This window comes from Hyphomicrobiales bacterium (assembly GCA_039989895.1).
Lineage (GTDB): Bacteria > Pseudomonadota > Alphaproteobacteria > Rhizobiales > JACESI01 > JACESI01.
The window spans coordinates 171,705-193,125 of the sequence record JBDXGY010000006.1; the positions used below are offsets into that span (position 1 = coordinate 171,705).

Here is a 21,421-nt window from a genome sequence, read left to right on the forward strand (position 1 = left end):
TTCTTTATATTGTTGGTCATATGTTAGGGGGTAGAAATGACATTAACACAAAAACTATTTGCAGAAATGGTTGGAACAGCCTTTTTACTCGCAACCGTCATCGGCTCCGGCATTATGGCAGAAGCGCTGTCGGGTGGTAATGTCGCAATCGCGCTTTTGGGCAATACGATACCAACCGGTGCTATTTTATATGTGTTGATTACAATGTTTGGACCCATATCAGGGGCGCATTTTAATCCAGTTGTGACCTTGGCGTTTCGCTTTTATGGCACCATGACGACGCGAGAAGCTGGTCTGTTTATCCTGGTTCAAATCATCGGCGGATTAATAGGCATGATGGCGGCGCATTTCATGTTTGAACTAGACATTGTGCAGTTTTCTGAAAAAGCGCGTACCGGTGAGGCGCAGTGGGGAGCTGAGGTGATTGCGACGCTTGGCTTGCTTCTCACCATATTTGGCACAATCAAAGCGCGGGTTGATGCGGTGCCAGCGGCGGTCGGTCTTTATATCACAGCCGCCTATTGGTTTACTGCATCAACATCTTTCGCTAATCCCGCTGTCACCATTGCACGCTCATTTACGAATACTTTTGCGGGTATCAACCCCTCTCATATGCTGGGCTTTATCTTGGCTCAATGTGTGGGTCTGTTGATCGCGGTTTTATTTATAAAAATTTTGGCGTGGGAGCCTTCGCGTTAGCACAAGGGCGAAGCCATAACCCACCAGTTTGGCTGTTCAGTTTTAAGTTGTGTCGCCGCTTCATGTGCCTCTGATTCACTCTCAAACAGGCCAAAACATGTGGCGCCCGAACCCGACATCCGATGCAGCTGGGCGCCTTTTAGATGCGCGATTGCATCGAGGCATTCTTTGATTTCGGGGCAAAGCTTGGCCGCTGTGCTTTCAAGGTCATTGCGGTTTTGTTGCAACCAATCAAAAATATCGGATGCGATCAACCAACCTTCTGCGGGATAGTTGCTGAGGGCAGGATTATTTTTATCGTGAAGCGCCTTGAAGATTGCAGGCGTGGACACACCAACACCTGGGTTCACAAGCACGATATATAATTGTGGCAGTGTTGGTATGTCGCTGATCTCTTCTCCTATGCCACGCATACGAACGGCTTTTGTGTTCATACAAACGGGCACATCTGCACCAAGCGACAAGATTTGTTCTTTTGATGGGTGGGGTAGATCAAGTAGTTTGCCAACCGCTGCAAGGGTGGCCGCCGCATCAGCTGACCCACCACCAATACCGGAGGCAACCGGCAAGTTTTTTGTCAAACTGATATCAAGCGCTGGTAGATCATCACCGAATAAACGCACCGCTTGTAAAACAAGGTTTTCTGGTCCCGTTTCAAGCCCTTTGGCAAACGGGCCGCTAATGGTCAATTGGTGATCATCGCTCGCGCGATTATCTGCTTTTTCTACGCGGATTTCGTCACCGTTATTGGTAAAAGCCACGAGGCTGTCTAGCAGGTGGTATCCATCACTGCGTTGACCAACAATATGAAGGGCAAGATTGATTTTGGCTTTAGCTACGCGTGTTACGGCCGAAGTCATGTGAGGTTTTCAAGAGACCGATTAGCCATCTTTGTCTTCAATATAACCGGTTTCGATTTTCTTGACTATTTTCTCAAGGTTATCAGGCTCTGGATCAAGATCTCTAGCATGACTCCACTGGAAAACGGCCTCTAATTTGCGTCCCACATGCCAATAGGCATCACCCAGATGATCGTTCAAAATCGGGTCCTGCGGACGCAATTCAACGGCACGTTCAAGGTGCAGGACGGCATTGTCAAAATCTTGGAGCTTGAAATATGCCCAGCCAAGACTGTCGATGATAAAGGCATCATTCGGTCGTAATCGCACAGCGGCTTTAATCATGCCGATTGCTTCATCATAATTAAGACCCATGTCGATGAACGAATAGCCAAGATAATTGAGAACCTGCGGTTCGTCCGGCGATAATTTAAGAGCTTGTCTAAAATCAGCCTCAGCCTCTTTCCAGCGTTTTGTCCTTTCATTTGCAATCCCGCGCGAATAGTAAAGCCCCCAGTTTTGAGGTTGTGGGTTAGTATCAATTTGCTTGATTGCGCGCGTATAAACATTACGCGCTTCTTCATACAGCTCATGCGAGCGCAATATGTTGCCGTAAGAATTGATGGCAGCCAGATTGTCAGGTTGCTCATTAATTAGATCCAGCATAATGCTGCGCGCTTCTTCTAGCTTCTCAATCGAATTGTAAGCAAAAGCAGATCGAATAATGGCATTGGTTTTATGGACTGATGTGCTGCTTATCGCCTCATAGTTATCTATAGCACTTTGATAGCGCATATCAGCTTCAAGCAATTCGCTTAGAGCCAACCTCGGCAGAGCATTTTCAGGATCAAGATAGGCTGCAAGATTAAGATAGACATAGGAGATTTCTTCTCCCCCTTCACGGCCAATAGCAGAGCCAAGCCCGAAAAGGACTTCCATCGCTCCTTGCAGCGTCGTCATAACCAACCGTTTGGGTTTTTTGCCTTCAGCGATATTGCTGTTAAGTTCTTCAAGGCTAGGTCGATTGATAATGCGGTTGGTTAGCTGTTTGACGAGCTCGGTGCCTTCTTCTTCCATACCATTGCGCAACTGAAAACGGGCATAGGCTTCTGCTGTGCGTAGAACATTTGGATCGGCTTGATGTGCGGCTTTTAGATGCTTGGCAGCAACATCAGTTTTCCCGCCAGCTTGAGCAATGAGGCCGGCATGATAGAGCCTGAATGTTTCATACCATTCAGGGCCCTCTAATTTGTCGAGTGATTCGAGAGCTTCATCATAATTCTTATCGCCAGCGAGTGTCCAAGCATAGAGCAAAGCACCGGTTAAACGAGCCAGCGGGCCTTCTAGAATTTGACTAAACTCTTTAGCCGCCTTTTTGAATGATTTTTCTTTAAGAGCAATCGTGCCAAGGGCCATACGGGCAAAGCGATTTTGCGGGTTTTGCTCAAGAATGCTGCCAGTGAATTTTGTTGAACCGTCAATGTCACCATCAGCAAGCTTGAGAATAAACGCTCGTTCAACCAGGGCCACATTGTCGGGGTCTGCCTCAAGAGCGCGGTCATAATAAAGAGCAGCAGCGCCAAGGTCGCGTGAATTATTAGCAGTGAGAGCTGCCAGATAACTACCAGACAAGGAAAGTGGATAATCGCGCTCGGTTAAATCTTCAATGAGTTCCGTATTCGCCTGCGCATAGATTGTGCTGCCCGTCATAACTCCCGCAAGAAGCAATGCACTAAGTGCAGTTTTGCTGGCAAAATTGGAAAGCCTAAGCGCTAAATGTATAGTCATAAATCCACCTATTTCGACGTTATTGAATAACATGGCGTTTATGCCACATGTTTTCAATCTTTAGTTGATGGAAAATAGCCGTTTTATTCAGCCAATTTAAGTCTTGTTAAATAAAACTTTAAGTGAGGTGTGAGTTATCGGTCAATAAGCACGGCTGATGCAAAAATCAACGGCTTCCAGCAATGCGGTTTTATGAGCAGTATCAGGGAAGGGCGCGAGAGCATCGCGTGCGATAGCACCATAATGATGTGCGCGGTCCAGCGTGTCTGATATTGTACCATAAGAGTTCATAAGCTCGATGGCGCGTTCAAGGTCTCCCTCTTGAATATCGCCTTCTTCCATCGCACGGCGCCAGAACTCGCGTTCTTCGTCTGTACCACGGCGATAGGCAAGCACCACCGGCAATGTGATTTTTCCCTCGCGGAAATCATCGCCGATATCTTTGCCCAGTAGTTTAGAGTTGCCACCATAATCAAGCGCATCGTCGATCATCTGGAAAGCTAGGCCAAGGTTGGTTCCATAAGAACGAAACGCCGCTTGGTCATCACTGCTGCCATTGGCAACTACAGGGCCGACTTCGGCTGCCGCAGAAAATAGTGCGGCTGTTTTGGCGCGAATAACAGCTAGATATTCGTCCTCGGTTGTTGCCATGTTTTTAGCCGCAGAAAGCTGCAACACTTCGCCTTCAGCAATCACGGTTGAGGCGGTGGAGAGTATGTCCAACGCTTCCATCGATCCGACTTCCACCATCATGCGGAAGGCTTGGCCCAAAAGATAGTCGCCAACGAGCACACTAGCCTGATTGCCCCACAACATACGCGCTGCGAGTTTGCCGCGTCGCATATCGCTTTCATCGACCACGTCATCGTGCAGGAGGGTTGCCGTGTGCATGAATTCAACACTGGCTGCGAGCTTCACATGGCCGTCACCTTCATAGCCACACATTTGAGCGGCGGCGATAGTGAGCATTGGGCGTAGACGTTTGCCGCCTGATGAAATCAAATGTCGTGCAATTTCGGGAATAAGCTCTACATGAGAACCGGCTTTGGACAGGATCAGCGTGTTGACATTTTCCATGTCATCACGAACCAAACCAATCAAGGCATCTATTGATGCTTTCTTTTTACCTGCATCTTCAAGGGAAACAACAACACCCAACTTGGCGCTCCTTCAATCAATGTTTGACACACCATAGTGATCTCAAGTCACCTCGGCAAGTAAGACTTGGGTGGACAAGCGATGAGAATTTATTCAATAAATGGAGAAATGAAGGCCATAATCCAGTGAGGAATGCGTGGAAGCACTATTGAAAACGAACAATCCGGCGGTCATTTCGTTTGTCGAAGCTTTATTATCAGAAGCGAACATCGATTATTTGATGCTTGATCAGCACATGAGCATTGTCGAGGGATCATTGGGCATTATTCCGCGCCGCATCTTGGTGCAAGAAGCAATGATTCCGCGCGCCCGCCAAATTCTGACGGATGCAGACCTCGGGCATGAGCTTGAGCCTGAGGTATGATAGATGAAGTGCAGGAAAATGCTGCGCGCCATCACTTATTGGATGGCAAAGTGATTCTACATCAAGATGCGGGTGGTGCTCATCGTGCGGGGCTTGATGCAGTTATGCTTGCGGCCAGTGTCTCAATGAAGGCGCGCCATGTCGTTGATTTGGGCGCAGGTGTTGGATCAGCTGGTCTTTGTGTTGCCGCCCGCCTTCCCAATGTAAGAATCACACTTATTGAGAATAACCCCGCAACGCTCATTTTAGCTCGCAAAACGTTAGAAGATACTGATAATGCAAGCTTTTCAAGCCGCGTCACCCTTCTTGATGCTGATGTAACATTGCGTGGCAAGCATCGCGCGGATGCCGGGTTGACTGAAAATATGGCTGATTACGTGATCATGAATCCACCCTATTGGGACGATGAAAAGGTGCGACACTCTCCTAATGATGATAGAGTATCGGCTCATATTTTGGGTGAAGGCGGGCTTACTCCTTGGTTTAAAACCGCGAGTGCTATTTTAAAAAAGAACGGCTGTATATCGATCATCTTTCCTGCTGGGCGTCTTGATGTATTGCTCGATCAAATGAAAGGACGCTTTGGTGGTATTGAGGTATATCCGCTTTATAAAGGAGACAATGAAGCGGCCAGCCGCGTTATTGTGAGGGGCATTAAGGCAAGCCGCGCTGGCTTGAAAATTCTGCCTGGCCTCATTCTCCATGAAGAAAAAACCGAAGGCACAACACGCCGAGAATGGACAACACGTGCAAATGCTGTCTTGAAAGGCGAAGCATCTCTGTTCATATAGCTCACAGATAGTATTCCAACCGAATGAAAGCACTCATGGCTCTTTTTGATATCATCCGCCCTATTTTACCGAAAAAATTTCGTGAAAAACCAGTCATTATCCCGACAGTCAGATTATCGGGACCGATTGCGTATTCGCAGGGCTATAAACCAAGTCTATCGATTGCAACGGCAGCCGGCCCTTTGAAAAAAGCCTTCAGCATAAAAGACGCACCCGCTGTTGCCATTGTGGTCAATTCACCGGGCGGTTCTCCTGTTCAATCGAATTTGATTTTCAAACGCATTCGGGCGCTTGCTGAAGAGAATGAGAAAAAGGTTATTGTCGCCGTTGAAGATGTGGCGGCCTCTGGCGGTTATATGATTGCGGTTGCAGGCGATGAGATAATCGCTGATCGTTCCTCCATCGTTGGCTCAATTGGTGTTATTTCAGCGGGCTTTGGCTTTACTGGTTTAATCGAGAAACTCGGTGTTGATCGGCGTGTTTATACTGCTGGAAAAAACAAGATGATCCTCGATCCTTTTCAGCCAGAGAAAAAAGCCGATATTCAATATTTGAAAGATCTCCAGCTGGAAATCCACGAGATGTTTGTTGATCTCGTGAAGTCGCGGCGTGGTGATGTGCTCTCCGGTGATGAGAATGAAGTGTTCTCTGGTCGTTTTTGGACCGGTGAGACAGGTCAATCACTTGGTCTTGTCGATCGCATTGGTGATCTGCGCTCCTATGTAAAAGAGCGTTACGGTGAAAAAGCAGAACTAAAAACGATAGGCAGCGGCGGTGGATTGCTGCGACGTCCTCCAGCAGCAGGCGTTGCAAGCGACATGAATCTCGATTCCATCGGTGCCGGTTTTGCTGATCAGATTATCACTCAAGCAGAAGAGCGTGCCCTCTGGTCGCGTTATGGTCTTTAATCATGTTTTATTTCATTGCCTTCGTCCTTGCGGCGGCGGTTGCTTTTTATGCCTATTCCAAGTTGCGAGAAGAGCTTGCAAAGCTTGAAGCAGAGGATCAAAAAGCCGCGAAAACGGTGCGCGCAAAAGTGAAAAAAAAGGGTGAAGGTGTGGAGACGCTAAAAAAAGATCCGAAAACGGGCGTTTATCGCATTGATGACGAATAAGAGAGCGCTTGCGTTTAATCCAATGCTTATGTTTAACCTTGGTGATAATAAAAATTGAAGAGACCGAATGTCATGAGTGAGCATTTAAAACCGCAAAAATCATTTCAGGGGCTAATTTTAGCCCTTCATAAGTATTGGGCTGATTATGGCTGTGTTGTGCTTCAGCCCTATGACATGGAAGTGGGAGCGGGCACCTTTCACCCAGCAACCACCTTGCGATCATTAGGACCCAAGCCTTGGCGTGCGGCTTACGTGCAACCTTCTCGCCGCCCGACTGATGGGCGTTACGGCGAAAATCCAAACCGGTTGCAGCATTATTATCAATATCAGGTGCTCTTAAAGCCATCTCCACCAGATTTGCAGGAGCTTTATCTAGGCAGCCTGCGTGCGATTGGTATTGATCCGCTTTTGCACGATATCCGCTTTGTGGAAGACGACTGGGAAAGCCCGACCCTTGGCGCATGGGGGCTTGGTTGGGAGTGCTGGTGTGACGGTATGGAAGTTTCGCAGTTCACTTATTTCCAACAGGTTTGCGGTATTGAATGTTCTCCGGTTGCGGGCGAGCTAACCTATGGTTTGGAGCGCTTGGCGATGTATGTGCAAGGCGTTGAAAATGTTTATGATCTCAACTTCAATGGCCTTGAAGGTGATGACAAAGTGACCTACGGCGAGGTCTTTTTACAGGCCGAACAAGAATATTCGCGACACAATTTTGAATATGCCAATACCGACACATTGTTCCAGCATTTCAAAGATGCGGAAGCCGAATGTGAAGCGCTTCTTGCAGCCGGCGAGGCGGCACGCGGTGACGAGAAGGCCGTTCACAAATGCGTTCTGCCAGCCTATGACCAGTGCATCAAAGCATCTCATGTTTTTAATCTGCTCGATGCGCGCGGCGTGATCTCAGTGACAGAAAGACAGAGTTATATTTTGCGGGTGCGCAATCTCTCAAAAGCCTGTGGTGAAGCGTTCTTGCAGACGGATGCAGGTGGGTTCATAATCGCTGCTTAGAATGGCGGCATAGATTAAAGGATAAGAATTATGTCAAACGATAATAATGAAGACCTTCCCGTCATTGCACAAAAGTCGCCTATTGCGGTTGAGGTTGAAGCAGGTAAAAAATATTTCTGGTGTACTTGTGGTAAATCAGCGTCACAGCCTTTTTGCGATGGAAGCCACAAAGGTACAAGTTTTGCGCCGATGGTTTGGGAAGCTGAAGAAGATGGCAAAAAATTCTTCTGTGCATGTAAAAAGACAGACAGCAAACCGTTTTGTGACGGGACGCACAGCACCTTATAAAAGCCTTTCTTGTCAATTTTCTAGCGACGCTATAGACCAAGGTCATGCATCATCCGCATGATCTTTTCATTCTAAAAAGTAATAATTCTTATGCCCGAACTCCTGCTTGAACTGTTCAGTGAAGAAATCCCCGCAAGAATGCAGCGCAAAGCCGCTGGCGATTTGCGCAAAATGGTGACAGATGGGCTTGTTGATGCAGGCTTGACCTATGAAGGGGCTAAAGAATTTTGGACGCCGCGTCGCCTGACATTATCGGTGAATGGCCTGACAGCACGTTCCGCTGATTTGCGCGAAGAACGCAAAGGTCCACGCCTTGATGCGCCAGAAAAAGCCATTGCAGGGTTTTTGCGCGGAGCAGGTCTGTCATCAATTGATGAGGCTGAGGTGAAAAACGACCCGAAGAAGGGTGATTTTTATGTGGCTGTTATTAATAAGCCAGGCCGTGCGGCGGAAGATATTATCGCTGACCTTATCCCTGATGTGGTGAAGAAGTTCCCGTGGCCAAAATCCATGCGCTGGGGCAAGGCTTCTGCCAAGCCGGGTGCGATACGCTGGGTGCGGCCATTGCAATCCATTGTTTGTTTGTTCGGCCCTGAAACGGAAGAGACAGAAATCATTCCTTTTGAGGTCCATGGCATTAAGTCAGGTGATATCACCTATGGCCATCGTTTCCATGCGCCTGAAGCTATTACCGTGCGACGGCTTGATGACTATATGACGAAGCTTGAAAAAGCGAAGGTTGTGCTTGATTGCGAACGCCGCAAAGATACTATTATTCATGATGCAAAGGACCTTGCTTTTGCTCAAGGCCTCGAACTTGTCGAAGATGACGGGCTGCTTGAAGAGGTGTCTGGCCTTGTTGAATGGCCGGTTGTTCTCATGGGTGAGTTTGAAAAAGAATTTCTCGAAATTCCACCTGAGGTTATTCAGCTTACTATCCGTGTGAACCAAAAATGCTTTGTGCTGCGTGATACGAAAACGGGTGAGCTGACGAATAAGTTTATTCTCATTTCCAATATTGCAGCCAGCGACGGCGGCGTGGAGATTGCAAAAGGCAATGCCCGCGTGGTACGTGCGCGCTTGTCCGATGCTAAATTCTTCTGGGAAACAGACCTTAAAACACCGCTTGAAGAGCGTGTTGAAAAACTCAAAATCGTCACCTTCCATGAAAAACTTGGTAGCCAAGCTGAACGGGTCGAACGGATAACGGCACTGGCCAAAGAGTTGGCTCCTTTAACGGGCGCTGATGTCGATCTTGTTGATCGCGCGGCTTATCTGGCTAAAGCCGATCTCATGACTGAAATGGTCTATGAGTTTCCAGAGCTGCAAGGCTTGATGGGGCGTTATTACGCTGAAAAAGCTGGCGAACATGGCTCTGTGGCGATCGCCATGGAAGATCATTATAAGCCGCAAGGTCCCTCCGATGATGTGCCCAAGGATAAGGTGGCAGCAACGGTCGCCTTAGCAGACAAGCTCGATATGCTAACGGGCTTTTGGGCTATTGATGAAAAGCCGACAGGCTCGAAAGATCCCTATGCACTCAGACGTGCCGCTTTAGGTGTTATCCGGATTATTTTGGAAAATGATCTGCGGTTAAACCTTTCGACATTGGCCGTGAATGCTGACCTTCTTTCTTTCTTCCATGACCGTCTTAAAGTCTATCTGCGCGATTACGATGCACGACATGATTTGATTGATGCTGTGATCACGCCAGAGACGGATGATTTTCTCATGATTGCTCGCCGTGTGGAAGCTTTGACTGTATTTTTAAACAGCGATGACGGGCAAAATCTTCTTAGCGGCTATAAGCGCGCGGCCAACATTTTAGCTGCTGAAGAGAAGAAGGGCACTGAAATCGCAAGCGCCGTTTCTCCCGACCTATTGGTCCAAGGAGAAGAAAGAGCCTTAGCAGATGCGGTTGCGACAGCAGAAAAGAGTGCAGCTGAGGCTGTGAAATGTGAAGACTTTGGGGCAGCCATGCAGGCAATTGCCGGTTTGCGCACGCCTGTGGACGAATTTTTTGAAGCTGTGCTAGTTAATGATGAAGATGGTAAAATTCGTTCTAACCGTTTGGCATTATTGAGAAAAATAAGAGATGTTACTTCGCTCGTAGCTGATTTTACGCGAATTGAGGGATAACAAAGTAGCTATTAGACTATCGACGCATGACAGATATGTTGCAATGCAATATATCTAAGGCAATTCCTATTTGCCGATTGAACCCATGAGTTGATATGACTTACTCTGCACCCTATGCTCAATTTTTCGGGCCCACTTTTTTGGGCAGTGGAGGGGTAATGACTGACGAAGTCGTTGGGTTTGGACAGGGCGGTTCCCGTTCGATCAAACTTGCAATCAAAAATTATGGGGCGAAAGCGGCACGTCTTGCTGCTATGGCATCGTCTGGCTTGGTTGTGCCGCCTTCTGTGGCTTTGCCTATCTCTGCATGTCGTAATGCGCTTGCCAATGATGGCAATGTGTCTGTTTCCTTTCAGGTCGATATTTCACGCGGCGTTCGCGGTCTTCAGCGCACCACACGCAAATGGTTGGGTGATAAAGAAAACCCTCTTATCCTTGCTGTGCGGGTCAGTCCGGCTAACGCGCAGGGTGGATTAGGTTTGCCTGTTGTTTTTATTGGCTGGACGGAAGAAGCCATTGCGCTTTTACCCACGGATGAGAAAAAACAAAAAGCGGCACAACAGCTCGCAAATACTGTGCGCGAATTAGCGAGTAATGTTTTTAACGTCGATGAATATCTGTTTGACGAGAAACTGGAAGAGGCGGAAGAAGCGGGCGACATCGATTGGCTTGCTCTTCACCAGACCTATTTAGACATCGTCAAACAGAACACCGAAGAAAGTTTTCCAGTTAATCCCTCAGATCAATTGATGTTAGCTGTAAGGGCTGTTTGGCACTCATGGCGTAATCCCAAAGCTGTGACCTATCGTCAGCTTTATGACATTGAGGATGTTGGTGGTATTGGCGTTTTGATTCAGGTCTGCGTGCCGTGGAATGATGCTGAATCAGTGTCGCAGGGCTGGATTGCCGTTCGATGTGAAAATACCGGCGGTAATAAAGTTTTTGGTGAAATATATTCCAATGATAGCTCTGTCGCCCCTATGAGCCTCGCAGAGAATTCTCGCAAGAAAATTGCAAAAGATATCATCAATCAAGCGAGCATCTGGGAGACCCAAAGCGCTCGTGCTGAAAAGCTATATTTCATTATTGCAGATGAAAAAGCATTCATTATTGATGGTGATCCATTGCCTATGTCGACGGCGGCGGATGTTACCTTTGCCGTGGAGATGGTCAATGCGGATGCGATATCCAAGATGGATGCCGTACAGCGTATTGATCCCTCGCGGCTTATTGATATTTTGCATGCGCGCCTAGAGCCAGATCAAAGCCTGATTAAACTTGTGAGTGGCTTGTCTGCCTCTCCTGGTGCGGCGACTGGACGTGTGGTGTTTTCGGCCAGTGCTGCTGAGGCGCTGAAATCAAAAGGCTGGCAAGTTATTCTTGTGAAAGCGGAAACAGCCCCAGAGGACATTCGAGGTATGCAGGCCTCATCGGCGATTGTAACCATTCGCGGCGGTCTCACCAGTCATGCCGCCGTGATCGCCCGTGGCACAGGTAAACCGTGTATTGTTAGCTTATCTGGTGTGCAAATTGACGCGGAAGAAAAGACAATCACGATTGGCGAAAAGCAAATCCATGAGGGTGATTACATCACGGTCGATGGTTCAACGGGTGTTTTATATGATGGCAAATGCGCGCTGCGACCCTCTGAGGTTTCAGGCGATTTATCGATTTTACTTGAATGGGCAGATGAATATCGCCGCATGAAAGTTTTGTCTAATGTTGAAACACCGGAAGATGCGGAAGTTGCCATTCGCTTTGGGGCTGAAGGTATTGGTCTTTGTCGAACGGAACACATGCTGTTTCAGCCAGATCGCCTTGCTGCCATGCGTGGTGTCATATTGGCTCTCACCGATGAAGCGCGCCTTGAAGCAATGTCAAAGCTTGCTCCTCTTCTGAGACAAGACTTTGTCAAACTGTTTGAGGTCATGCGTGAACGGCCAGTTACAATCCGTTTATTTGATCCACCGCTGCATGAGTTTTTGCCTAAATCACCAGATGACATTGCAGATCTTGCTAAGACGCTGGGATTAAAACAAAATGATTTGGCTTTCTCAATAGAAGAACTGAGCGAAACAAATCCGATGCTTGGTAATCGGGGGTGTCGTCTATTGATATGCAACCCTGAGCTTGCAAAGACATTGGTTGAGGTGGTTTTTGAGGCTGCGATTGAGGTGGGCCGCAAATTTGATATCGATATCAAACCGGAAGTGATGGTGCCGCTCGTGGCACTTAGTCGTGAATTCATTGAGATTAGTCGTCTTATTGACGATGCTGCTCAGCATGTGGATCACAAGCTCGATTCCAACATTCATTATAAAGTAGGCTCCATGATTGAGCTGCCTCGCGCTGCATTAGTAGCTGATCGAATTGCAGAGCAGGCTGATTTCTTTTCTTTTGGTACCAACGATTTGACACAGACGACTTTTGGGATCTCGCGCGATGATGCTGTGGCGTTTCTTACCACCTATGAGCAAATCGGGCTGATGGAAACGGATCCTTTTGTTAGTATCGACGAAAATGGTGTCGGTATTATTATAGAAATGGCGACCGTAAAGGGGCGAGAAGCAAATCCGGATTTGCAAATTGGCATATGTGGCGAACATGGAGGTGATCCGGCTTCAATACATTTTTGTGAACGCCTCGGTCTTGATTATGTTTCGTGCTCACCCTTCCGATTGCCCATTGCACGTCTAGCAGCAGCCCAAGCAACGCTTGCTTAATTACCAAGTTTAAACAGTAACCTCCTAGGTTTATGAGCCTAATTATAGAAATAGAATTCAGCGTTAACATTTAATTTAGCTTAATCAGAGATATTCTCAGACAAGAAGACTGACGATTTATTTGTTCACAGTTGAGAGTATTTGTTGTGTTGCGTAAAAATTTGAATTGGCTTTTAAGCCAAGCTGGCCGAACTTCGCTATGTTGTTCCGCAGCATTAGCTCTCACCATCGTTGTTCCAAATGTTGTTTCACATCAAGATGTAGCCCACTTTGCTGGCAAGACACTTGACCAAGATCGCTGGCTTGCATCTATTGTTGCCGAGCCAAGCCCATTAGTTCATGATCCTGCCCTTCGTGCGAAGGCTGAACCCATTATAATCAATGCTGAAGGCGGTCTGATCAGCGACAATGACATCAGCAATGGCGCTGAGTTCAAGGGATATGCGTTTGCTCGCACACCACAAATTGCACGGCTGCTTTCTCAAAAAACGGTCGTTAGCCGCTCTGAAAAAGGCGATCTGCCTGTTTCGCACATACAACGAAAGACCACAGAAGTTCAAACGCACGTCCTTTTTGAGCATTCAGCAGTATTTAGTGCACCGGATGAGTTACTTTGGCCTTCTACTGCCCTTTCTGGCGTCAAAGCAGTGCCACAGGTTGTTGCTCGGAAGCAGGTTCGGCCAGCAACAAAGACGGCGAAGAAGATAGAAGATCCTCTCGTGCTTGTGCCAAATGCCGCCATTGCCGCGATTGCCGCTGATGCTGAAGAGCAGGCAAATACTGAGATTGATCAAATTGTAACTGGATCGCTTGGTAATATATCCTCATCGCAAAGTGGTTATGCAAAAGATGATGATGACCCACGCGCGGTATTTGAAGCAGTCCTTGCTCGTCGCGATGGCAAAGCAAAACTTCCTGATGCGCCAGTTGGAAACGGTGATACTTTTTTAGATGATGTCGTCAAAGAAGTAACGGAGACACCACTTGCTGTAACCCTTCAAGACGCAGTCGGTATTCCAAGCCCACGCATAAAGCCTGAAGTTGTTGCAAGGCTTGATCCAAGCGTAAAAAAATCAAAGAAGAAACAACATTTTTGGGCATCTTTCAAACTCCCAAGGTCTACCTATAAAAAAACACAACAGCGCTGTCTTGCTGCCGGTATTTATTTTGAATCGCGTGGTGAAGTTGAAAAAGGCCAAGCGGCTGTTGCTCAGGTTATCTTAAACCGTGTTAAAGCGCCCACATATCCAAATACTATTTGTGGAGTGGTTTATCAAAATAAGCATTGGCGCAATCGTTGCCAGTTCTCATTTGCTTGCGATGGCGTTTATGACCGCGTGAAAGATAAGAAGGCATGGGACCGCGCTGTGCGGATTGCACGCGATGTTTCCAAAGGAAAAATCTACCTTGATAAGGTGGCTGACTCTACCCACTATCATGCAACCTATGTGAAGCCGCGCTGGCGCAAAAAAATGAAGGTTGTTGATAGAATTGGTATCCATATTTTCTATCGCACGAAAAACGGTGGTTGGTCCTAGAGAGTAGTTTTAATTCTCGCGCATATTTCATAACCCCTATCGATCAGGCTTTCCTGCATAAGATATTTCATCACTCATCAAAGAATGAGGCTTGCCAGTTGCGAGTGTACCTGACAGTTTGAAGCAGGGTAATTTCTTAGGTCGCGGGATATGATAAAAAATCAATCAGACAAGAAGGTAGGTCTTTCCATACCTTTCATTGTTGCTTGTGGCTGTTTGATCGCTATTTTGACTTTTGGTCCGCGCAGCACAATGGGTTTTTTCGTTACCCCAATGACTGACGAACATGGCTGGAGCCGTGAAATTTTCGCGCTGGCTATCGCCATTCAACATCTCGTTTGGGGAATTGCACAACCCATTGTTGGCATGATTGCTGATAAATACGGCACATGGAAAACACTATCTGTCGGGGCGGTTTTTTACGCAGCGGGCTTGATGATCATGGCTTTTACAGGCGATCCGTTGACCCTCCATTTATCGGCGGGCGTATTGATCGGTATTGGTCTTGCCGGTTCAGCTATGTTTCTTGTTCTGGCTGCCTTCGTGCGAATCGTGCCTGAAAGTATGAGGTCAATTGTTTTCGGTCTGGGAACGGCGGCAGGTTCTGCCGGCCAATTTATTTTTGCACCCATAGGTCAAGGGTTCGTTGCCGCTTATGGCTTTGAATTCACACTGCTATTCATGGCCGCTTGCGTGTTACTTATCCCACTTCTTGCAATTCCACTAAGAGGAAAACCAAGCGCAAAAGCCGCGATGGAGGAGATAGATCTAAGTGTAAGACAAGCTCTTGCTCAGGCCTTCAATCATCCATCCTTCTGGCTTTTGGCGGTTGGTTTTTACGTCTGTGGTTTCCATGTGGCTTTTATCACGGTTCATTTGCCGCCCTTTATTGAAGACTTGGGCGTTGATCCTAAATGGGGTGGCTATTCAATTGCGATGATCGGATTTTTTAATATCATTGGGGCGCTGATGTCTGGCGTCTTCTGTTCACGTATGCCGATGCGCTATGTGTTGAGTTTCATCTATATTGGACGGGCGGTCATCATAACAATTTTTCTGCTTCTACCGGTATCACCCTATACAATCGTTGCTTTTTCAGGTGCTATGGGACTGTTGTGGTTATCCACTATTCCACCCACACAAGGTCTCGTCACCGTGATGTTTGGTACCCGCTATATGGCGATGCTGTTTGGGTTTGTGTTTTTCTCTCACCAGTTGGGATCGTTCACAGGCATCTGGCTTGGTGGCAAGGTTTTTGATTTGACCGGATCGTATAACGGTATTTGGTACATTGGTATCGCCCTTGGTCTGATTGCCGCTTTTCTTCATTGGCCCATCCGTGAAGAACGCGCACCACAGCTTGAAACGGTCTAATTAATTGCTGCTATTCAATCGGCAAAGAAAAGGGTATGCCCTCAAAAGTTTCTGCACCGCGCCCGATTTCTTCAATCGCGCTCACCATGCGACCATCACGCTGTAAGATGTCATCTGCAAATTTGATGAGCCTCAAATTAGGTGTGGCTTCAGGGGATGCTGCTCGCAGGGCTTGTGCCAGCTCACGTTCATCTGCATGTGGCATCAACGCGCACTGAGTGATATAACCGCCAGCCGTTGAGCGTGAGACGCCCATCCAGCAATGGATCACCATTGGCGATTCACGGTTCCACTCTTGAACATAAGCGATGAGTTTTTCTGCATGAATTTTTTCAGGTGGGATGAAGCCTGGCACCTCTTCAATAATATCATTAAAACCCAGATAAAGACGTTGCTCAAGCGGCACGCTTAGCGGGTAGGGTACCTCCATGCCAGCATTGATAAGGCTTGCAACATAGCGCGCGCCTGATGTTTGAATTGTTTCAACCAGTCTCGAAAGGCCGCATATGTGAAGATGGGACATGGGGCCTAAAGGTCCTTTTCAAGGACAGCAAATAGCGCAAGAAAATCTGATTGTGCCTCACCGGTAGATTTAGGGACGACGCTAAAATCGGATAGGGGATGGATGGCAGGCTTGCCGAAAATCGGAGCCGCTTCTTCGCTTGAAAAGCCAGCAAGTGTTGTGGCCTCTATGAAAGCAGAAATTTTATCAGCTTCCTTCAAGCGCTTGGCGAAAGCATTGGGCAATTCAGTGGGCAGTGAGAAACGAATATGGATGGCATCGATGAGCCGTTTTTCTACGTCCTTATAGTTGCCGCCCATGACGGATTTAAAAGGAGAGATCATATCGCCAATCACATATTCCGGTGCATCATGCAAAAGAGCGATCAGACGAAAAGTTGGCGTGAGGGTGGGATCAAGAGCAAGCAGTACATCATGAACCAGCACCGAATGCTGAGCGACTGAATAAGCATGTTCACCTTGGGTTTGACCATTCCAACGTGCCACGCGGGCAAGGCCATGGGCGATATCACTGATTTCAATATCAAGAGGTGAGGGATCAAGAAGATTGAGGCGGCGACCCGATAGCATGCGCTGCCATGCGCGAGGTTGTTTTATAGGGGGCATTTAAGATGCTTTCTCGGCCATAAATTTTATGAAGTAATCTGGCAGCGAGGTTTTTACTTCCTTGCCGTCAATGCTCAACGGAAGATCACTTCCCTCTAACTTGTCCATACGCAAAAGACCAAGGGCGCTTTTACCCATGGCGAAGGCAAAACTGCCAACTGCTTTATCGCCTAACATCACTGTGCCATTTTTTGTTGGCAGCAAGGAGGCACTTTCAATTAAGTAAAATCTTTTACGCGCTGTTGCACGGTGTTGAACGCGCGAGACCACCTCTTGCCCTACATAGCATCCCTTTTGGAAGTCGACGCCACAAAGTGCGTCCATCATGGCGTCATGGGGGAATATGTCGTCAAAGACAAAGTCTTTGCCGCCTTCCGGTATGCCGAGGCTGATGCGATGCGTGTGATAGTCATTGTTGGTTGCGGTTGGTTTGGCTTTCTCTGCGCTGATAAACCGCGCGCCCATCTCATTCAATCGAGCGTCTTTGGGGCCAGCTGTCTGATCGCCCCAAGCAACGACCACATGATGGGTCTCGCTGACATCGGCCAGTGTCACTTTCGAGCGCAGCCGATACATGGTCATGCGCTTCAAAAAATCCGTAAGACGTTCCTTGTCGATATCAATCAGAAACTCTTCGCCTTGCGCGTGAATGAAGAAATCAAATTGTATTTTACCTTGCGGTGCGAGTAGGGCGCCAAAGACATTGCCGCTCTCACCTAGACGGTCCATGTCGACGGTAACAAGACCTTGCAACAGTGTACGGGCATCTTCGCCGCTGATTGAAACAACAGCCCGATCATCAAGAGTGCATGTGAAAGAAGTATTCATGAATTAAAAGCCTGATTGTTAGTCGCCAGCGATGAAAAATTTCAATTCGCCGTTCGGTGTAATGCCTACCCGATAAAAGATATAGGCGCCATAGGCCTGCATATCCTCAAAATCACCAGCGGTGATAAGGCGAAACAACTCTACGAGTTGACGCGGCTTTAAGTCTTCCGGTGGGACGTCTACAAAATAGGGCCAAATATAAATTTCGCCGTCTTCCTCTTTATCGCGCAGCACATAACCGCTCTCTAGCACTTCCTGAAGAATAGCTAAGAGCTCGCGACCTTCGCCATCACCTGATGATGTCTTGAGAAATTCAATAGGATCTTCGACATCGTCAAAAGATAGAAGGGGTGGTTCTTTGAAGGTCGCAAATAGAGGACGTAATGTTTCAATTTGGCCTGATCGGGCGATATCCAATAATTTCAAGCGTAATGATTTTACCAGTTCCGGAAGATCTTCATCCCCATAGAGGACTTTGGTTGGTACACGTTCTTCTGGCTCATCTGCCTGAATAACTGGCTCTTCTTCGTCGCCAGGAAATGTTTCTTCGTCAAGTTTATCAAGAGAGGGCGTTAGATCGCTATCATCCAGTGGGATCGTGGGCGCGGTTGGCTCGTTAGACTCAATTTTATTGGTTTCTTTTTTAGGAATTTCGATGCGGATGGTTGGGACTGTTTTTGCCGCCTCAGCATAAGACGCTATAAGGAAGATAACAGATATCAAAATCGCTATGCCGATTGAATTTTTCCGTAAATCCAAAGTCATTATCTCAATTCCACCAAACGTCTCATGCTACTCGCAGACTATAATCAGCTACCATGAATGCGGAAACAAAGAAAATGAATTGATTGTAAGACGGTATAAAACGCGGAGTATCATCTGTAAGCAGATGAATCCGCGGCATCAAAGGTGTTAATTTGATAGCTTTTGGATTTTATTGAATTTGGCGTACTAGCGTGAATTCACCGTTATGAATACGTTGTGGCAACCGTGCAGCAAGATTTGCCACGGCTTCTTCGCCATATAATTCAATTAAATCTGACAATGCGGCAAACAGAGAGGCATGGGCGAGAATTTCTCCATCGATCCCTTTTTCGATACCAACAGACCAAGCATCAAGGACAAGGTCCAAGGCCGCACGTTTCTTCTCTGCAACGGTTTTATCATTATCATTGCTTACTGTATTTTGCGCTTGAACATTGCTCATTATTAATACCAACACGTAATTAGGCTTATTAGCCGCTTGAATTTCCAAGAGACACTACCACCAGTTTTTGATGCCGTGTGGCAATTATGAAGTGAAGGTTAATATCCGAAGAGACATTGGAATAAAAGAGTGTAGTCAATTGATATTATTAGTATATTTAGTATTTCTCGTTCAGCCGGTAAAGTCAGAAGTCAAATTTTGAACGATAACCTGAGCTTCCGCTATATATCGATCTAGCGCTTTTTGCGCTGATGGCGTGCATCTGCGGTATGTCGCCTGAAAACTGCTGAAGCCAGAATTAAAACGTGCGACCAACCGCGCGCGGCGTAATTCGCTTGGTTCTTCGGCTTCCAGCATTTCATTCATTTTATTATGCCAGACCAGCCCATCGTCAGGCTTGCATAACAGGCTCAAGAAATGGATAGATCCAATAATTTCTGAAAGTCGCAACAAACGACTTTCATAAACAGGTGTTTTTTCTGTTTGCGCAAATACATCCATTCCCGCCGAGTATTTATTAGGCAGCCCAATGATAACAAAGGCCAGTATTGCTGTCAGAAAAAGTTTTGAAATTTTTATCATGCAATATCGGTAATCGAAAAAGGGGTTTTATGTCAAAGCTTGATTATGACGTGTGCGTGGTTAATCGGCTTATGCGGTCAAAAGTCCCTGAAGTTATTTTGCTGTCTGCATCCAATGCTTTTATTTCTATTTGGCTAATCCACCGTGCATCAATTGCATCATCACCAGCTTGGGGCGGCTGTTTATCCGCTAGGTGTGCCATGAATACGGCGATCACAAAGTGATAATCTATTTTGATGAGCTCAACGAATTCGACAAAGACCAGACCTTCAACATTAATTCCAGTTTCTTCAAACACTTCACGAGCGGCTGCTTTAACAAGCGTTTCACCGCGTTCAAGTTTGCCGCCAGGCAAGCTCCAAAGCCCTTTAGAAGGTTCTTTGCCGCGTTTTGCAAGCAGAACATAGTCCTCATGCGTAAGGAGGGCACTGACACCAAGAACTGGTTTTTGATCAAATGAGACGCCAGACATTTTAGCGTGCTACTTTTCTAAAAAGGTGAAGCGGGTTGAGCTTTAAAGGGTACTAACAAATGGTGTTGTGGTCTTTGCGCTTGGTGTAATCACACCTGTCATACGCTCAATAATGGGTGTCAGATACTCTTTGGCTTCTATAGCTATTTCTTTGAGTAAATTTGCATCATTCAAATCAAGAGCGGTGCCGGCGCGATTGACAAAGCTCGTGAGGGCTTTATCGGCCTCATGTGCGATAGTGCTTAAATTTTTACGTCGTTGAGCATCTACCGAATCGTATACTTTAAGCACCAAGTCGCTATTCGGTAATTCGCTACATGCTGCATGCTCACAATATGACATTGGCTTCCATGTTCGAATATCCTCAAAACATTCGCGCATGTCTGGCAACATTTCAATAAGAAGCAAAATTTCTATATAATGATTGAGATAGTTTGTGGCCAAACCTGATACAAGGTTGACGTTATTATCAATTAGAGTTTGATGGACCTTCTGGTCTGAAATCAAGTCTTCTAGATTTTCATTATTGAATTGTACCATAATTTATTAAGCCCGCTAAGTTCCATTCTGGAAATTAAATTCTATATCGAGAATCAAAAGATTCGGTAAACAAATAGGCAGAATTTATCAATGTGCGGTCGCTTTACTTTAACCACAGAATTGGCAACAGCTGCCAGCGTGTTTGGATGTGAGTGTGAAGACAAAGCGCCCCCTCGCTACAATATTGCACCAACACAACCGATTTCTGTTATTTTTCAGGAGTTTGGGCAGCGGCAAATGCGTCTCATGCGTTGGGGCTTTGTGCCGTCATGGGTGAAAGACCCAAAAGATTTCTCATTGATTATAAATGCACGCAGTGAAAGCGTTTTGCATAAGCCATCGTTCAAATCGGCAATACGTCATAGGCGATGCATCATTCCAGCGGATGGGTTTTATGAATGGCATCGTAAGGGAGGCGTCAAAACACCTTATTACATCAAGCCTAAACACGATGGTGTTGTCGGTTATGCGGGTATTTTTGAAACCTATGCCTCAGCCAATGGAAGCGAAATAGATACGGCTTGTTTTTTGACAACGGCAGCAAGCGCAGATATCGCAGCAATCCACCACCGTATGCCGGTTTTGGTTTCGCCAGAAAAAGCGGAAATGTGGCTTGATTGCACAAACTATTCTGCAAAGGATGTCGGGGCATTTTATGATAATGCACAGACGGGGCTTTATGATATTAGACCTATATCAGACAGAGTGAACTCTGCTCGATTTGATGAGCCATCGCTTCAAAACGCGATTGATCTTAAAAAGAAAGATGAGATAACAAAGGAGGAGAACGCGCCTGAAAAAAATGAGCCATCGCCTCAGCTATCTCTGTTTTAAATGG

23 protein-coding genes are annotated in these 21,421 nt (G+C 46.8%); 12 read left to right on the forward strand and 11 right to left on the reverse strand.

The window, feature by feature from the left end:
• Positions 1–36: 36 nt before the first annotated feature.
• Positions 37–699: an MIP/aquaporin family protein gene (locus ABJ081_07370; protein MEP6356485.1), complete on the forward strand. Its 663-nt coding sequence runs from the start codon at positions 37–39 to the stop codon at positions 697–699.
• On the opposite strand, the gene ABJ081_07375 is transcribed toward ABJ081_07370, so the two are convergent.
• From ABJ081_07375 to ABJ081_07385, 3 genes are all read right to left on the reverse strand, one after another.
• Positions 696–1,559 (reverse strand): 4-(cytidine 5'-diphospho)-2-C-methyl-D-erythritol kinase, encoded by an 864-nt coding sequence (locus tag ABJ081_07375; protein MEP6356486.1) that lies wholly within the window; start codon positions 1,557–1,559, stop codon positions 696–698. The two genes, ABJ081_07370 and ABJ081_07375, sit on opposite strands and share 4 nt — an antisense overlap.
• Before the next feature lie 21 nt (positions 1,560–1,580).
• On the reverse strand, positions 1,581–3,326 hold the full coding sequence (locus tag ABJ081_07380; protein MEP6356487.1) for a tetratricopeptide repeat protein: 1,746 nt from the start codon (positions 3,324–3,326) through the stop codon (positions 1,581–1,583).
• Positions 3,327–3,467: 141 nt separating this feature from the next.
• Positions 3,468–4,484, reverse strand: coding sequence for a polyprenyl synthetase family protein (locus ABJ081_07385; protein MEP6356488.1), 1,017 nt, complete (start codon positions 4,482–4,484; stop codon positions 3,468–3,470).
• A 136-nt stretch (positions 4,485–4,620) separates the two neighbouring features.
• Between ABJ081_07385 and ABJ081_07390 the strand changes: the two genes are divergently transcribed.
• The 10 genes from ABJ081_07390 to ABJ081_07435 all read left to right on the forward strand — a co-directional run bounded on the left by ABJ081_07390 (position 4,621) and on the right by ABJ081_07435 (position 15,826).
• The gene (locus tag ABJ081_07390; GenBank protein MEP6356489.1) at positions 4,621–4,848 is read left to right on the forward strand and encodes a DUF2007 domain-containing protein; all 228 of its coding nucleotides are present in this window, start codon (positions 4,621–4,623) and stop codon (positions 4,846–4,848) included.
• Complete coding sequence (locus ABJ081_07395; GenBank protein ID MEP6356490.1) at positions 4,845–5,639, forward strand: methyltransferase; 795 nt, start codon at positions 4,845–4,847, stop codon at positions 5,637–5,639. The genes ABJ081_07390 and ABJ081_07395 overlap by 4 nt, the downstream gene beginning before the upstream one ends.
• A gap of 35 nt (positions 5,640–5,674) precedes the next feature.
• A complete protein-coding gene (locus tag ABJ081_07400) occupies positions 5,675–6,547 on the forward strand; it encodes a S49 family peptidase (protein ID MEP6356491.1) in 873 nt (290 codons plus the stop codon).
• Between the two features lie 2 nt (positions 6,548–6,549).
• Positions 6,550–6,753 carry a hypothetical protein gene (locus ABJ081_07405; protein ID MEP6356492.1) on the forward strand — a complete coding sequence of 68 codons (204 nt, stop codon included), beginning with the start codon at positions 6,550–6,552 and terminating at the stop codon, positions 6,751–6,753.
• Between the two features lie 72 nt (positions 6,754–6,825).
• Positions 6,826–7,764, forward strand: coding sequence for a glycine--tRNA ligase subunit alpha (locus ABJ081_07410; GenBank protein ID MEP6356493.1), 939 nt, complete (start codon positions 6,826–6,828; stop codon positions 7,762–7,764).
• A 30-nt stretch (positions 7,765–7,794) separates the two neighbouring features.
• The gene (locus ABJ081_07415; protein ID MEP6356494.1) at positions 7,795–8,052 is read left to right on the forward strand and encodes a CDGSH iron-sulfur domain-containing protein; all 258 of its coding nucleotides are present in this window, start codon (positions 7,795–7,797) and stop codon (positions 8,050–8,052) included.
• A gap of 90 nt (positions 8,053–8,142) precedes the next feature.
• Complete coding sequence (glyS, locus tag ABJ081_07420; protein MEP6356495.1) at positions 8,143–10,191, forward strand: glycine--tRNA ligase subunit beta; 2,049 nt, start codon at positions 8,143–8,145, stop codon at positions 10,189–10,191.
• 158 nt (positions 10,192–10,349) lie between these two features.
• A complete protein-coding gene (gene ppdK / locus ABJ081_07425; GenBank protein ID MEP6356496.1) occupies positions 10,350–12,914 on the forward strand; it encodes a pyruvate, phosphate dikinase in 2,565 nt (854 codons plus the stop codon).
• 146 nt (positions 12,915–13,060) lie between these two features.
• On the forward strand, positions 13,061–14,452 hold the full coding sequence (locus ABJ081_07430) for a cell wall hydrolase (GenBank protein ID MEP6356497.1): 1,392 nt from the start codon (positions 13,061–13,063) through the stop codon (positions 14,450–14,452).
• 150 nt (positions 14,453–14,602) lie between these two features.
• Positions 14,603–15,826, forward strand: coding sequence for an MFS transporter (locus tag ABJ081_07435; GenBank protein MEP6356498.1), 1,224 nt, complete (start codon positions 14,603–14,605; stop codon positions 15,824–15,826).
• A 10-nt stretch (positions 15,827–15,836) separates the two neighbouring features.
• On the opposite strand, the gene ABJ081_07440 is transcribed toward ABJ081_07435, so the two are convergent.
• The 8 genes from ABJ081_07440 to ABJ081_07475 form a co-directional block, all read right to left on the reverse strand.
• Positions 15,837–16,349: a tyrosine protein phosphatase gene (locus ABJ081_07440; protein ID MEP6356499.1), complete on the reverse strand. Its 513-nt coding sequence runs from the start codon at positions 16,347–16,349 to the stop codon at positions 15,837–15,839.
• Positions 16,350–16,354: 5 nt separating this feature from the next.
• Positions 16,355–16,954 (reverse strand): HD family hydrolase, encoded by a 600-nt coding sequence (locus ABJ081_07445; GenBank protein MEP6356500.1) that lies wholly within the window; start codon positions 16,952–16,954, stop codon positions 16,355–16,357.
• Complete coding sequence (locus ABJ081_07450) at positions 16,955–17,782, reverse strand: folate-binding protein (protein ID MEP6356501.1); 828 nt, start codon at positions 17,780–17,782, stop codon at positions 16,955–16,957.
• Between the two features lie 18 nt (positions 17,783–17,800).
• The gene (locus ABJ081_07455; protein ID MEP6356502.1) at positions 17,801–18,547 is read right to left on the reverse strand and encodes a hypothetical protein; all 747 of its coding nucleotides are present in this window, start codon (positions 18,545–18,547) and stop codon (positions 17,801–17,803) included.
• Positions 18,548–18,716: 169 nt separating this feature from the next.
• Positions 18,717–18,989: a hypothetical protein gene (locus tag ABJ081_07460; GenBank protein MEP6356503.1), complete on the reverse strand. Its 273-nt coding sequence runs from the start codon at positions 18,987–18,989 to the stop codon at positions 18,717–18,719.
• Positions 18,990–19,160: 171 nt separating this feature from the next.
• The gene (locus tag ABJ081_07465; GenBank protein ID MEP6356504.1) at positions 19,161–19,571 is read right to left on the reverse strand and encodes a TIGR02301 family protein; all 411 of its coding nucleotides are present in this window, start codon (positions 19,569–19,571) and stop codon (positions 19,161–19,163) included.
• 43 nt (positions 19,572–19,614) lie between these two features.
• Positions 19,615–20,043: an NUDIX hydrolase gene (locus tag ABJ081_07470; protein MEP6356505.1), complete on the reverse strand. Its 429-nt coding sequence runs from the start codon at positions 20,041–20,043 to the stop codon at positions 19,615–19,617.
• A gap of 42 nt (positions 20,044–20,085) precedes the next feature.
• Positions 20,086–20,583 (reverse strand): hypothetical protein, encoded by a 498-nt coding sequence (locus tag ABJ081_07475; protein ID MEP6356506.1) that lies wholly within the window; start codon positions 20,581–20,583, stop codon positions 20,086–20,088.
• Positions 20,584–20,673: 90 nt separating this feature from the next.
• Between ABJ081_07475 and ABJ081_07480 the strand changes: the two genes are divergently transcribed.
• Positions 20,674–21,417, forward strand: a complete 744-nt coding sequence (locus tag ABJ081_07480) for an SOS response-associated peptidase (protein MEP6356507.1) — start codon at positions 20,674–20,676, stop codon at positions 21,415–21,417.
• Positions 21,418–21,421 lie beyond the last annotated feature (4 nt).